Genomic DNA, 13,220 nt, shown 5'->3' on the forward strand with positions numbered 1-13,220 from the left:
TTCCTCTTCGTAGGGTCATTAGTCATGAATATAACTACCGTCAATGGCAGCTCTCGATATAAAGTAGTGAGTAACAACTCACGTATTATTTAGAGGGTGAGGATAAAAGAAGGTAAGTGGTATGAATAGCCACTAATTCAATATTATCCATTTTATAGTTTTAGTGTAAAACTTAAAGGCCTTATGGGTAAGTTAGTGGTTGTGTTAAATTTGATAAGCTATAACATCTCAAATTTGATATACTACCTATAGTAACTAATCAAAAAGTATAAAATTTTCATTATTTTTCTGTGATATAGGGACTTCAAATTTGGCGAAAAGAACCTATTCTGTTCGGTATATTGCAGGTGAGCCCGCTAAACGTATTCAGCCGATGCCTGTTCATATGTTAGGTGAATCACTTCCAATCGGTTTACCACTGTTTGCAGCGGGTGAAACTCTTGATGTGGTTACATGGAATATTTACAAACAGCAACGTCCAAATTGGAAACACACCCTTAACGAATTAGTGAAAGATAGAAAACTAATCTTGCTGCAAGAGGCTCAAATGTCACCTGAGCTAATATCTTTTGCGGCATCACATAAATTAATCGCTGATCAAGTACCTGCATTACCTTTCTCGCCTCACCCTGCTGGAGTGATGACTCTTGCAGCTTCACATCCGATATACTGCTGTCCTTTACGAGAAAAAGAGCCACTTTTACGGCTAGCTAAATCTGCACTGATTACGGTTTATCCGTTACCAAATGGAAAACACTTGATGGTAGCAAATGTGCATGCAATTAACTTCAGCTTTGGTGTGGATGTTTATACTCGGCAATTAAGTAAGCTGGGAATTCATATTGCTAAACATGTTGGCCCAGTGATCCTTGCGGGTGATTTTAATGCATGGAGCAGGCAACGAGTAAATGCATTAAAACGGTTTATTCGTAGTGTTGGTTTAAAAGAAATTGCATTTAATGATGATTACCGTACTAAGGCCTTTGGGCGCCCTTTAGATTACGTATTTTATCGTGGATTGAAGGTTAAAAACAGCATTGTACTACCAACAGATGCTTCTGATCATAACCCTATTATGACCAAATTTACGCTTTCTAAGTAATTAAGATTATCTCCCTTATTTTCCCTCGTATTTAATTGTAGATTCGATGAACTACTTTTATAGGGAATATCAGATTGAAATCATCGTTTTTATACATTCTTTTCTTTTTTGCACAAATAGCTAATGGGTCTAGCTTATTGTTGGCAAAACATGCTGAACAGTTGCCTCGTTTAGTTATTTATGACTCATCTTATCGACAAATTTCTTATCCAAATGGTGATGTGCCCGAACAATATGGTGTTTGTTCTGATGTAGTTATACGAAGCTACCGAAAAATTGGTATTGATTTACAAAAATTAGTACATGAAGACATGAAAGCAAACTTTAGCCAATATCCCAGCCAACGTATATGGGGATTACGTAAGCCAGATACAAATATTGATCATCGTCGCGTGCCTAATTTAGAGGCTTTTTTTTCACGTAAAGGGAAAAATAAGCCTATTTCAAAGAGTGCCAGTGATTATGTACCTGGCGATATTGTCTCATGGCGTTTAGATAATGGTCGGCCACATATCGGTGTTGTAACTTCGATAAAGTCACCAAGTACACAAAGTTATTTAGTTATGCACAATATAGGATATGGCCAAGTTGCTGAAGATGTTTTATTTCGTTGGGATATTGTTGGACATTATTCTTATTAAATGAAATTGTTTTTATGTAATATAATTCTCATAATTATAATTTCCATAATTAACTTATTCGTCAGGTTATATATATATAAGTGATTAGTTTTATTTGTTGTTTTTTAAACTATACCCTAATTATTGTATTGGAATTAATTTTCCATGGGCTATATTTATAACTGGTAGGCATAGCGTATAAAACTTAATTAATTATATATACGGTGGTTAATGTAATGAAAAATATAATTATTGTAGGCGGTGGGACTGGTGGAACGATGCTAGCGAATACACTTGCCAGAAAATTGAGTAAAGAAATTTTTTCGAAGAAAATAAAAATAACATTAATTACTGATAATCCAATCCATTATTATAAACCTGCATTTATGTATGTTGCTTTTAATTTATTTTTTAAGGATGAACTGAGTCGCCCTGAAAGAGAATTGCTAAGACCTGAAATAGAGTTAGCCATTGATAAAATTGAGTCCTTTGATTTTAAAAATAAAGCGCTAAACTCAAAGGATGGAAAAAAATATAATTATGATTTTCTTGTTATTGCGACAGGTTGCGTGCCGAAACCTGAGCGCATTGAAGGTTTAAAGGATATTGGTAACCATTTTTATGCTTATGATGCATCGAGAAAGCTAGCTGACCAATTGGCTAAGATTGAAAAAGGTCGAATTTTTATTACGGTATCATTCCCTGAAACGCCAAATGTACCCCATCAGTGTGGTATCGCACCGATGGAAACAACTTTAATGATTGATGAATTTTTACGTAAACGTCGAGTTAGGGATAGTATTGAAATCGTTTATACCTATCCAACAGTTTCACAATTATTGCGTAACTGTTTATTCATGCAACAACCTGTTTGTGAAGTTATTCCTGAAGTATTTACTGCTAAAAATATTAAAGCTCAAAGAGGGTTTACTTTAGATAAAGTTGATCCAGATAAAAAAATAGCTTATTCGAAAGAAGGTGATGAGCAAAATTTCGACTTATTGATCAGTACTCCGCCAATTACCGCGGTTGAGGCAGTTATTAATACCGGATTAAGTGAGCATAATAATGGTGAAGGTTGGTTACCTACCGACCATGAAACTATGCAAGTTTATGGTGTTGATAGCGTTTATGTTATAGGTGATACCGTTGATTTACCGATCAGTAAAGCAGGTGGAAGTTGCCATAATCAAGCTGCAATTATAGCTGATAATATTTGCGGAGAATTAATTTATGGTTATCCTGCCGCTATTTATGATGGCCGAGTTCAAGCTGTTGCTCAAATGGGATTAACGGCAGGGATGCCTTTACAATACGATTATAAACACGATGTTATTCCTACGCCTCCGACTAAATTAGGGGGATTACTAAGAAATGGCTTTAATAGAGGTATTTATTGGGCTGCTATTCGTGGCTTAGTTTAAGGAGGAAATCAAAATGTCTAATAATGAAAATCAAAGTAAACTAGTTGAACTTCTTAATTCTGAGTCGGGTGATCATTTCGCAGACAAATTAGCACCGCTATTACAATTGAATCGTTTAGATAATATTGTTGATTTACTTTCTCTAATTTCTGACCTTATTGACATTACTGATAATAGCACGGTAGAAAAACTGGCAAACTCATTTGAGGATACTCTAGCGCCAGTCTGGGAATTCGGCACTGCATATAATATGGCTAAAATGGAGGAAATATATAATAGTAAAAATCCAAATTTTCGTTCGGTGTATGCTTTATTAAAAGATCCAAATACATTACGTGGAATTAGTACCGTTTTACGAACCTTGCAAATAATGGGTTCTCGATTGTCTTCCCCCCAAGAGGGATAATATTTCGGAGGTGGTATGATATTAGATAAATTGTATTCTTTTGATACGCGTGTGATACATAATTACTATGATGCAGCCGAAAATTTAGGATCACTCGCTTCTCCTATTTATCAAACGTCAACTTACGTATTTGATAGTGTTGAAGAAGGTGCCGCTTGTTTTAGCGGTGAATCGGATGGGTATATTTATACACGAATAAATAACCCAACATTAAGTTTGTTGGAAAAGCGGCTTGCTGATTTAGAAGAGGGAAATGCAGCAATTGTATTTTCTTCAGGGATGGGGGCAATAACATCGACTCTTTGGACCTTACTAAGCCCAGGAGATGAGCTGTTAGTTGATATGACGGTTTATGGCTGTACATATGCATTCTTTCATCATGGGTTAGCTAAATTTGGTGTCAAAGTTCGTCACATTGATATGAGTGACCCAAATAATGTGGCACAGGAACTCACTGAAAAAACAAAGATGATATTTTTCGAGTCACCTGCAAACCCAAATATGCGCTTAGTTGATATTAATGCTGTGAGTAATATCGTTCATCAATATAACCTTGCAAATAACCAAGAAATATTGGTGACAGTAGATAATACCTATTGTACTCCTTACATTCAAAAACCACTTGAGCTTGGGGCGGATATCGTTGTTCATTCATTAACGAAATATATGAATGGGCATGGTGATGTGATGGCTGGCGCTGTTATAACAACTGAGGAATTAGCGAAGCAAATCAGATTGGTTGGCCTGAAAGATATGACTGGAGCATGTTTATCCCCTCATGATGCAAACCTGATATTGCGAGGAATGAAAACACTGCCAATCAGAATGGAAAGGGTGGTTAAAAATGCACAGAAAGTTGCAAAATATTTGGCCTCGTTATCTGAAGTTTCTCAGGTAATGTATCCAGGTTTACCGAGTTTTCCGCAATACTCATTAGCTCAAAAGCAGATGAAGTTACCTGGAGGGATGATTGCTTTTGAACTTAAAGGGGGCCTTGAGGCGGGTAAGCAGTTTCTGAACCGTCTACAGCTATTTTCTTGTGCGGTTAGCCTCGGTGATTGTGAGTCATTGGCTCAGCACCCTGCAAGTATGACCCATTCTACTTACACTGCTGAGGAACGAAAACAGTATGGGATTAGTGATGGGCTTATTCGTTTATCAGTTGGGTTAGAAAGCGCTAATGATTTGATTGCCGATATTAAGCAAGCGCTCTTTTGATACCACAATAGGTAACAAAAGGCCCTATATCATATAAATATAGGGCCTAAATTCACTTTACGAATACTTTAGTCGATTAAGATTTTTGAAATTTACGCATTACAAAGAAGGTGACGCTCAATATAGCGACCCATGCAAACCCAACGAGAAGGGCAACTTGGGTGTCTTTAAAGAATCCTAGTAATGCAATAACAAAGACCATAAATGCAATAGTAATTGCAGGACCAATCGGCCAAAATGGAACTGGGAATTTGAGTTTTTTAACTTCTTCAGCGCTCATTTGGCGACGCATTGCGACATGAGAAAGTAGGATCATTAACCAGACCCAAACAGTTGCAAAGGTTGCGATTGATGCAATAATCACAAAGATTTTTTCTGGAAGTAGGTAGTTCAAATACACGCCGAGTAACATTACCACGGACATCACCATCACAGTGACCCAAGGCACCCCACTTTTCGTTAACTTGGTAAAGACTTTAGGTGCCTGCTTGTCTTGAGCCATACCATACATCATACGACCAGCACCAAAAATATCACTATTGATAGCTGAGACAGCTGCTGTGATCACCACGATATTTAAGATATTTGCCGCTGATTGAATACCTAAGCTATCAAAAATTTGGACGAATGGGCTGCCATTCTGACCAATTTGATTCCACGGATAGATGCACATCAGAATAAAAAGTGTTAACCCATAGAATAATAAAATACGAATGGGTACTGCATTGATTGCTTTAGGAATAGTTTTTTCTGGATTTTGTGCTTCACTGGCGGTAATACCGATCACTTCGATACCCCCAAAGGCGAACATTACGATAGCTAAGGATGCAATAACACCTTCAATACCGTTAGGCATAAAGCCACCGTGTTCCCAGAGATTTTGGATACCTACCGCATGGTCAGTTTCTTGGCCGAAACCGTAGAACATTAAGAAGGTACCACCAACAATCATTGCGATGATTGCGGAGACTTTCACGATAGACAGCCAAAATTCCATTTCACCGAAAATTTTAACATGGCATAAATTGAGCGCACCAATAAATAGCACGATACTTAATACCCATACCCATTGGTCAACATGTGGAAACCAGAACCCCATGTACATCCCGAAAGCGGTAATATCAGCCAAGCACACGACTAACATTTCAAATACGTAGTTCCAGCCAGTCAAAAAACCAGCGAGGGGGCCCATGTAATGGCTAGCGTAGTGAGAGAATGAACCGGGTACTGGGTGATGCACTGCCATCTCGCCTAAGGCTCGCATGACCATAAATACAGCGGCACCACCGACCATATAAGCGAGTAAAACTGCTGGACCTGCCGCTTGAATGGCAGAAGCAGAACCATAAAATAAGCCGGTACCAATCGCTGACCCTAGAGCCATAAAGCGAATGTGCCGAACACTCAGCCCCTTTCTGAGTTGATTTTGTTCACTACTTTGCATGTCTTTTCCTGTCTTTTTCTTCGTTCGATATGTTGTTCCGAATATGCTTTCGGTATTGTTTATTCAGTCGGACGTACTTTATTGAACCCTAAGGTGGCTACATTATCACAAACTTCCTTGTTCGTGAGATAGATATCTGCAATATAATGCGTGCTTAGCTAACTATTTTAGGAGTGATATGAAATACCCAATTAATGAAATTTTCCAAACCATTCAGGGAGAGGGGGTTTTTACTGGTGTTCCTGCTGTGTTTATTCGTTTACAGGGCTGCCCAGTTGGATGTAGCTGGTGTGATACCAAACAAACATGGGAAAAAGAACAAGATAAAGAATCGACCCTAGGGGATATCGCACTTAAAACGATTGATTCAGATTTATGGGCCATGGCAAGCGGTGAGGCATTGATTCAATTAATGAAAGAAAAACACTTCAGCGCACAGCATATTGTTATTACCGGCGGTGAGCCTTGTATTTATGATTTACAGCCACTGACTGGGATATTAGAACAACACGGATATCAATGCCAAATTGAAACTAGCGGCACATACCCTATTCAATGCACAGATAACACATGGGTTACCGTATCACCAAAAGTCGGTATGAAAGGAGGGTTACAGGTGATCAGCCAAGCAGTAAATCGTGCTAATGAAATTAAGCATCCTGTTGCTCGCGAAAAAGATATTGAGGCTCTTGAGAAAATTTTAGCATTACGTACTGTCGAGCCCTCTCCATCAGTGGCATTGCAGCCAATTAGTCAAAAGGCGGCAGCAACAAAATTGTGTATTGCAACCTGCATTCAACGTAACTGGCGGTTATCGATTCAGACACATAAGTATTTGGATATTCAATAATAAAAATAGCGATAACCTAGCAGTAACCCCCAATAGTTTGAAAACGCTTATTGGGGGTCTTTAAATTATCTAAATGGTTGGTTTAATGGTACTTCAGGATCTGGCTCGTGAGTAATACGGTTACGTAAGTCACGGCGAATAATTTCAATAGACCAAAACCAAATTAAATGACCAAATATTTCTGACACATTCTCATACCATGGCAGGTCGAAAAGTGGAGGGGTGAGCCCCATTAGAGGGAATGAAATCATGTGGACAAATAATTGCGCCAGTGCACCTGCTAACAACCCTTGCCATAGCTTAATTTTAGGGAATATTTCAGCAACAATGCAATACCCGACCGCAAACACGATAGAAAATATGATGTGAGTAACACCCACAGAGTTAAAAACGTGCCCAGCAAAGGTATAAACTGCAGAGTTAGGATCTGCAATTCCTAACCAATCTCTTAAGAAAATATAAGGTGGATTGAGGAAATTGCGTGAGCAGTCAATTTGTTCTGCTGCACGAATCAGTGTTTCAGGTGAACAAGCGGCATTAAACATATCCGTTGGACTTCTTGGGGGTAATGGAACTTCAGCGCCCCACTTGACAAACGAAGAGACAATACCTGCAATTAAACCGATAAATGCTGCCAGCCCATAGCGCCTTCTGGACTTAGGTGTTTGTTGAAATAGATTCATTTTCCCTGCCTTATTAAAAGTAAATAATGATAAATAATAGATCAGGTTATAATTTGATGCACTATGTCAAATAAATGTTTTTATATCCTTAATGTTAAGGGGGGAATATCAGCCACTGATTTATTGCCTTAATCTCGACCTTAATAACGTATGGAGCTTTAGGATTTAGCCTGTAAAAGGCAGTCAGGAAGCTTTCTATACAGCGTTGGGCATTGATATTGGTGATGAGTGATGGGTGATGAGTCGAAAGTGAGGATATAGGGATTTAGCCCCTCATTTATGTTCAAAACCTATTAGGCTTGCCGCTAAGTCAGCGGTCTGAGGAGCGTGTATCCCTATGTTATGTGACTTTTTTAACGCATTAACTTTTAAGCTTCCCCGCGATAGACGCAGCCTGCATTGCAGGTTTCTTTTACAGTAACCGCACTTAATAATGGTAGTAAAGGCTTAGTTTGTTGCCAAATCCACTGGGCTAACACCTCACTAGTTGGGTTTTCTAACCCTTCTATATCATTTAAATAGTGATGGTCTAAGCGTTCCCAAATAGGCTTAAAAGCGGCTTTTACATCGGAGAAATCAATAATCCAACCACTATGTGAGTCGACTTCACCGGTGATTTCTAAACGCACCATGAAAGAATGGCCATGGAGTCGGCCACACTTATGACCCTCTGGTACATGAGGAAGTTTGTGGGCGGCTTCGAAAGTGAAATCTTTATAGATTGTTGTGCTCATATGTGGCTCCTTGTTGTGAATAAACAGCGTATTGTACTGCATTTTTAGGTGAAAATATCTTTAATTACTAAAATAGCGTTAACCGCTTTTATCAATATGATCCATCAGTTAATTGCTTTAGGCTTTTTAGTTATTAATTATGGCTATCGTTTCTTATCCCATTATCTAGGGTTGTTATAACCTAACGGCATACCCTATATGTTTCAGGTACTGCGGTATTTTTTGCTTTATTACCCTAATTATTTGGGGGAATGGGCAGGTATTAGGTTGTCGGTCTTTTCTGGGGTAATGACATGGCATCGTTTTTTTAAATCAAAGATGAATAACGCTGGGGTTACAAGATAATGACAAAAAAACAGCCGCCATTAGCGGCGCTGCCAATATCTGTTGAGCAATTAACACGTTTACAGACGGCCGTTGATGATTTTTCATCTCATCAACTCGCATGGCTTTCTGGGTATTTGTGGGGAGTGGTAAATCAAAATACGCAAGTTGATGCATCGGTCAGTACGCCTGCAGTTACGCAAGACACTATCACAATTATCTCAGCTTCACAGACAGGAAATGCACGTCGCCTATCAGAGCAGCTCAGAGAGCGCTTGGTTGCTGAAAAAATTAGTGTGAACTTAGTGAATGCAGGGGATTATAAATTCAAGCAAATCAACCAAGAGAAAGTGTTGGTTATTGTAGCGTCAACACAAGGTGAAGGGGAACCAGCCGAAGAAGCGGTTGCACTGTATAAATACCTTCATTCTAAAAAAGCCCCTAATTTATCACAAACCAGCTATGCGGTTTTCGCGCTGGGAGATTCTTCTTACGAAAAATTTTGCCAAGCGGGTAAAGATTTCGATTCGCAACTTGCATCATTAGGGGCTATATCGTTAACCGAGCGAATTGATGCCGATGTTGAGTATCAAGCGATTGCGAGTGAGTGGGTTGAAAACCTCACACAAATTTTAAAAGCTCGCGTTCCTGCTCAAAGTGATAGCCAATTATTGGCGACTCAAACAGGAAGTGTGAATGAAATTCATTCATCACCTTATAGTAAAACTGCGCCATTAACAGCGTCTCTTCTGAGCAATCAAAAGATCACCAGTCGAGACTCGCATAAAGATGTTCGCCATATTGAAATTGATCTCGGTGACTCTGGTTTACGTTATCAACCTGGTGACGCGCTAGGTGTTTGGTTCGATAATGACCCTGCTTTAGTTGATGAGCTGGTGGCTTTGTTGTGGTTGCAAGGTGACGAAGAAGTCTTTATTGGTTCACAGCGCCATTCACTACGTGATGCACTAATTTATCAATTAGAACTGACACAAAATACCCCAGTAATTGTTGAAAAATATGCTCAGTTGTCAAAAGATGATGCGTTGTTGTCATTGATTAGCGATAAAGCCGCTATTTTGCACTACGCACAAAATACGCCAATCGTCGATATGGTACGCCAAGCGGCATCTCAGCCTACTGCCCAAGAATTTGTTGACCTACTGCGTCCGCTAACCCCTCGTTTGTACTCGATTTCTTCTTCCCAATCTGAGGTAGAAAATGAAGTTCATGCAACGGTTGGGGTTGTCCGCTATGAGATTGATGGTAAGGCACGTACTGGTGGTGCATCAGGTTTCTTAGCTGACCGCTTAAATGAGGATGATGAACTTCGCATATTCATTGAACACAATGATAACTTCCGTCTTCCACAAGACCCAAATACGCCTGTGATCATGATTGGCCCTGGCACCGGGATTGCGCCATTTCGCGCTTTCTTACAGCAGCGTGACAATGACGGTGCGACAGGGAAAAACTGGTTATTTTTTGGTAACCCACATTTTGTTGACGACTTTCTCTACCAGGTGGAATGGCAGCGCTATGTCAAAGACGGTTTATTAACCCATATTTCATTAGCATGGTCCCGCGACCAGCAAGAAAAAATCTATGTACAAGATAAACTTCGCGAACAAGGTGAAGAAGTATGGCAATGGTTACAAGAAGGTGCGCACATCTATGTATGTGGTGATGCAAACCGGATGGCCAAAGATGTCGAACAGGTATTATTAGATATCGTCAGTCAATATGGGAACATGGATAGTGAAGAAGCTGATGAATTTTTAAGTGAGCTGCGCGTAATGCGCCGTTATCAGAGGGATGTTTATTAATGAGCAATGAACAACAACAAAAGCCCTTAATTGTCGAAGGTAAACTTGCTGACAGTGAACGCATGAAGCAAGACAGTAATTACTTACGTGGAACCATTAAGGATGACTTAAAAAATGGGTTAACGGGAGGTTTTGAGGGTGATAATTTCCTGTTGATTCGTTTTCACGGGATGTATCAACAAGATGACCGTGATATTCGTGCCGAGCGGGCGGAACAAAAACTCGAACCTCGCCATGCAATGATGCTGCGTTGTCGTTTGCCGGGCGGCATAATTACGCCCAAGCAATGGCTTGATATTGATAAGTTTGCCACGGAGCACACGCTGTATGGCAGTGTGCGTATTACGAATCGGCAAACATTTCAGTTTCATGGCATCCTCAAAGGGGATGTAAAGCCTGCCCATCAAATGCTAAGTCATGTTGGTTTAGATGCCCTTGCAACGGCGAATGATGTTAACCGTAACGTGTTATGCACTTCTAACCCTGTGCAATCCGAATTGCACCAACAAGCCTATGAATGGGCAAAGAAAATATCTGAACATTTATTACCGCGCACTAGTGCTTACGCGGAAATTTGGTTAGATAAAGAAAAGATAGTGACAACGGATGAAGAGCCAATTTTAGGGCAAACTTATTTGCCACGAAAATTTAAAACCTCAGTCGTGATCCCACCACTAAATGATGTGGACTTGCATGCAAATGATATGAACTTTGTTGCAATTGCCCAAAACGGTGAGTTGATCGGTTTTAACGTGCTGGTGGGCGGTGGCCTTGCTATGACTCATGGGGATACCGCAACATTTCCTCGCTTAGCCAGTGAGTTTGGGTTTATTCCATTAGACAAAACATTAGCCATTGCAGAAGCGATAGTCACCACTCAACGGGATTGGGGCAATCGAACTGAACGTAAAAATGCAAAAACCAAATATACCCTTGAACGTGTAGGAGTCGATACTTTCAAAGCAGAGGTCGAAAGGCGCTCTGGTGTAACTTTTGAGCCCATTCGGCCTTATCAATTCACTGAACGTGGTGACAAAATTGGCTGGCTCAAAGGGATTGATAATCGCTGGCACTTAACATTATTTATTGAAAATGGTCGATTAATTGATTTAGAAAATAAGCCATTAAAAACCGGTGTGGCCGAAATTGCGCGTATTCATCAAGGTGATTTTCGTTTAACGGCAAACCAAAACTTAATTGTCGCGGGGGTGCCTGAAAGTGAAAAAGCGGCAATTGAAGCGATTGCCAGATCTCATGGGTTAATGAGTGATGACATAACGGCGCAACGTGAAAACTCCATGGCTTGTGTATCATATCCAACTTGCCCGCTCGCGATGGCGGAAGCCGAACGCTTTTTACCTGAATTTATTAGTCAGGTGGAAAGTATTATGGCCTCTCATCAAGTGGCCAATGAACATATCGTTTTGCGGATAACGGGTTGCCCTAATGGCTGTGGGCGAGCGATGTTGGCAGAGGTTGGGCTGGTCGGTAAAGCTATTGATAGATATAACTTACATTTAGGTGGAAATCGCATTGGTACTCGTATTCCACGCATGTATCGTGAAAATATTAGCAGTGCGGAAATTCTAACCATTTTAGATGAATTAATCGGTGACTGGGCAAAGGCACGCTTGCCTGACGAAGGGTTTGGCGATTTTCTTATTCGCACCAATGTCGTAAAACCGGTATTGAATTCAGCCATCGATTTTTATGAGGTAAAGGAGGCGGTATGAGTCGACTTGAGCTAGCAACACTCACCGCACTCGATAAGCCCCAACAAGTCGCTTATCTCGCGGAGTTTAATTCCCAGTTAGAAGCTATGAATGCATTGCAACGGGTTGAGTGGGCGATTGAATATTTACCCGCAGAGTTTGTGTTGTCTTCCAGCTTTGGTATCCAAGCGGCACTAACATTGCATATGGTGACGCAAATTGTGCCAAATATCCCAGTTATTTTAACGGATACCGGTTATTTGTTCCCAGAGACCTATCAATTTATTGAGGCGTTAACAGATAAGTTGAATTTAAATTTACAGGTGTATCGAGCAAAGCAGTCACCTGCTTGGCAAGAAGCGCTATATGGTCAACTTTGGACGCAAGGGCTTGATGGTATTGAGCGTTATAACCAATTGAATAAAGTTGAGCCAATGGAGCGCGCGTTACATGAATTACAGGCACAAACTTGGTTTTCAGGTTTACGGCGAGAGCAATCAGCAAGCCGCGCAAATTTGTCTGTGCTAGGTATCGGAAAAGGCATTTTTAAAGTTTTACCAGTGATTGATTGGAATAATAAGCAAGTTTATGAATATCTAACAAAATATGATTTACCCTATCATCCTCTGTGGGAGCAAGGGTATTTATCGGTTGGTGATACCCATACAACTCGCAAATGGGAAGAGGGAATGAATGAAGAAGATACTCGTTTTTTTGGATTAAAGCGTGAATGCGGGCTGCATGAAAACTAAATACTCGTCATAATTCAAGCCGCAGCGTTGTTGGCTACGTGCATTCGCACTAGTCACATACTGGTGTATGCTCCTAGTGACTCATTTACTTGCCGCCTAGCTGCAACGTGAATTATTTAGAGTAT

The 13,220-nt window shown here is 40.1% G+C and carries 12 protein-coding genes; 9 read left to right on the forward strand and 3 right to left on the reverse strand.

The annotated features are described in order from the left end of the window. Positions 1–310 precede the first annotated feature (310 nt). The 5 genes from PR683_RS17130 (at position 311) to megL (ending at position 4,770) form a co-directional block, all read left to right on the forward strand. Positions 311–1,102: an endonuclease/exonuclease/phosphatase family protein gene (locus PR683_RS17130; protein WP_004913919.1), complete on the forward strand. Its 792-nt coding sequence runs from the start codon at positions 311–313 to the stop codon at positions 1,100–1,102. Between the two features lie 95 nt (positions 1,103–1,197). After that, positions 1,198–1,743: a DUF1287 domain-containing protein gene (locus PR683_RS17135; protein WP_375372867.1), complete on the forward strand. Its 546-nt coding sequence runs from the start codon at positions 1,198–1,200 to the stop codon at positions 1,741–1,743. Positions 1,744–1,958: 215 nt separating this feature from the next. Further along, positions 1,959–3,146: an NAD(P)/FAD-dependent oxidoreductase gene (locus PR683_RS17140; RefSeq protein WP_109911996.1), complete on the forward strand. Its 1,188-nt coding sequence runs from the start codon at positions 1,959–1,961 to the stop codon at positions 3,144–3,146. A 13-nt stretch (positions 3,147–3,159) separates the two neighbouring features. Further along, the gene (locus PR683_RS17145; protein ID WP_004913913.1) at positions 3,160–3,552 is read left to right on the forward strand and encodes a hypothetical protein; all 393 of its coding nucleotides are present in this window, start codon (positions 3,160–3,162) and stop codon (positions 3,550–3,552) included. Between the two features lie 15 nt (positions 3,553–3,567). Next, the gene (gene megL / locus PR683_RS17150; RefSeq protein ID WP_109911997.1) at positions 3,568–4,770 is read left to right on the forward strand and encodes a methionine gamma-lyase; all 1,203 of its coding nucleotides are present in this window, start codon (positions 3,568–3,570) and stop codon (positions 4,768–4,770) included. Between the two features lie 76 nt (positions 4,771–4,846). Here megL and PR683_RS17155 read toward each other — a convergent pair whose 3' ends face one another. Continuing rightward, entirely contained in the window at positions 4,847–6,214 is a 1,368-nt protein-coding gene (locus PR683_RS17155) for an amino acid permease (protein WP_109911998.1), read from the reverse strand. Between the two features lie 178 nt (positions 6,215–6,392). Here PR683_RS17155 and queE point away from each other — a divergent pair, with 178 nt between their 5' ends. After that, positions 6,393–7,064, forward strand: a complete 672-nt coding sequence (gene queE / locus PR683_RS17160) for a 7-carboxy-7-deazaguanine synthase QueE (RefSeq protein ID WP_109911999.1) — start codon at positions 6,393–6,395, stop codon at positions 7,062–7,064. Between the two features lie 65 nt (positions 7,065–7,129). Here the strand turns inward: queE and PR683_RS17165 are convergent, their stop codons facing one another. Together PR683_RS17165 and queD are read right to left on the reverse strand one after the other, a co-directional pair. Beyond that, positions 7,130–7,747, reverse strand: coding sequence for a YagU family protein (locus tag PR683_RS17165; protein ID WP_004913904.1), 618 nt, complete (start codon positions 7,745–7,747; stop codon positions 7,130–7,132). Between the two features lie 368 nt (positions 7,748–8,115). Continuing rightward, positions 8,116–8,481: a 6-carboxytetrahydropterin synthase QueD gene (queD, locus tag PR683_RS17170; RefSeq protein WP_004913900.1), complete on the reverse strand. Its 366-nt coding sequence runs from the start codon at positions 8,479–8,481 to the stop codon at positions 8,116–8,118. 344 nt (positions 8,482–8,825) lie between these two features. Here queD and cysJ point away from each other — a divergent pair, with 344 nt between their 5' ends. The 3 genes from cysJ to cysH are packed head-to-tail and all read left to right on the forward strand — an operon-like array spanning position 8,826 to position 13,095. Then, complete coding sequence (gene cysJ, locus PR683_RS17175) at positions 8,826–10,631, forward strand: NADPH-dependent assimilatory sulfite reductase flavoprotein subunit (RefSeq protein ID WP_110732232.1); 1,806 nt, start codon at positions 8,826–8,828, stop codon at positions 10,629–10,631. After that, positions 10,631–12,364 (forward strand): assimilatory sulfite reductase (NADPH) hemoprotein subunit, encoded by a 1,734-nt coding sequence (gene cysI / locus PR683_RS17180; protein WP_196719904.1) that lies wholly within the window; start codon positions 10,631–10,633, stop codon positions 12,362–12,364. Before cysJ ends, cysI begins: the two co-directional genes overlap by 1 nt. Then, positions 12,361–13,095 carry a phosphoadenosine phosphosulfate reductase gene (gene cysH, locus PR683_RS17185; protein ID WP_110732230.1) on the forward strand — a complete coding sequence of 245 codons (735 nt, stop codon included), beginning with the start codon at positions 12,361–12,363 and terminating at the stop codon, positions 13,093–13,095. The genes cysI and cysH overlap by 4 nt, the downstream gene beginning before the upstream one ends. Positions 13,096–13,220 lie beyond the last annotated feature (125 nt).

It is taken from the genome of Providencia sp. PROV269 (assembly GCF_028477785.1).
In the GTDB taxonomy this organism is placed as follows: domain Bacteria; phylum Pseudomonadota; class Gammaproteobacteria; order Enterobacterales; family Enterobacteriaceae; genus Providencia; species Providencia rettgeri.

What these genes read in the sequence shown, in the direction of transcription:
- PR683_RS17140 (WP_109911996.1), top strand. Translation starts at nt 1,959, where the DNA reads ATGAAAAATATAATTATTGTAGGCGGTGGGACTGGTGGAACGATGCTA.
- PR683_RS17165 (WP_004913904.1), bottom strand. Translation starts at nt 7,747, where the DNA reads ATGAATCTATTTCAACAAACACCTAAGTCCAGAAGGCGCTATGGGCTG.
- queE (WP_109911999.1), top strand. Translation starts at nt 6,393, where the DNA reads ATGAAATACCCAATTAATGAAATTTTCCAAACCATTCAGGGAGAGGGG.
- cysH (WP_110732230.1), top strand. Translation starts at nt 12,361, where the DNA reads ATGAGTCGACTTGAGCTAGCAACACTCACCGCACTCGATAAGCCCCAA.
- PR683_RS17155 (WP_109911998.1), bottom strand. Translation starts at nt 6,214, where the DNA reads ATGCAAAGTAGTGAACAAAATCAACTCAGAAAGGGGCTGAGTGTTCGG.
- queD (WP_004913900.1), bottom strand. Translation starts at nt 8,481, where the DNA reads ATGAGCACAACAATCTATAAAGATTTCACTTTCGAAGCCGCCCACAAA.
- PR683_RS17145 (WP_004913913.1), top strand. Translation starts at nt 3,160, where the DNA reads ATGTCTAATAATGAAAATCAAAGTAAACTAGTTGAACTTCTTAATTCT.
- megL (WP_109911997.1), top strand. Translation starts at nt 3,568, where the DNA reads ATGATATTAGATAAATTGTATTCTTTTGATACGCGTGTGATACATAAT.
- cysJ (WP_110732232.1), top strand. Translation starts at nt 8,826, where the DNA reads ATGACAAAAAAACAGCCGCCATTAGCGGCGCTGCCAATATCTGTTGAG.
- cysI (WP_196719904.1), top strand. Translation starts at nt 10,631, where the DNA reads ATGAGCAATGAACAACAACAAAAGCCCTTAATTGTCGAAGGTAAACTT.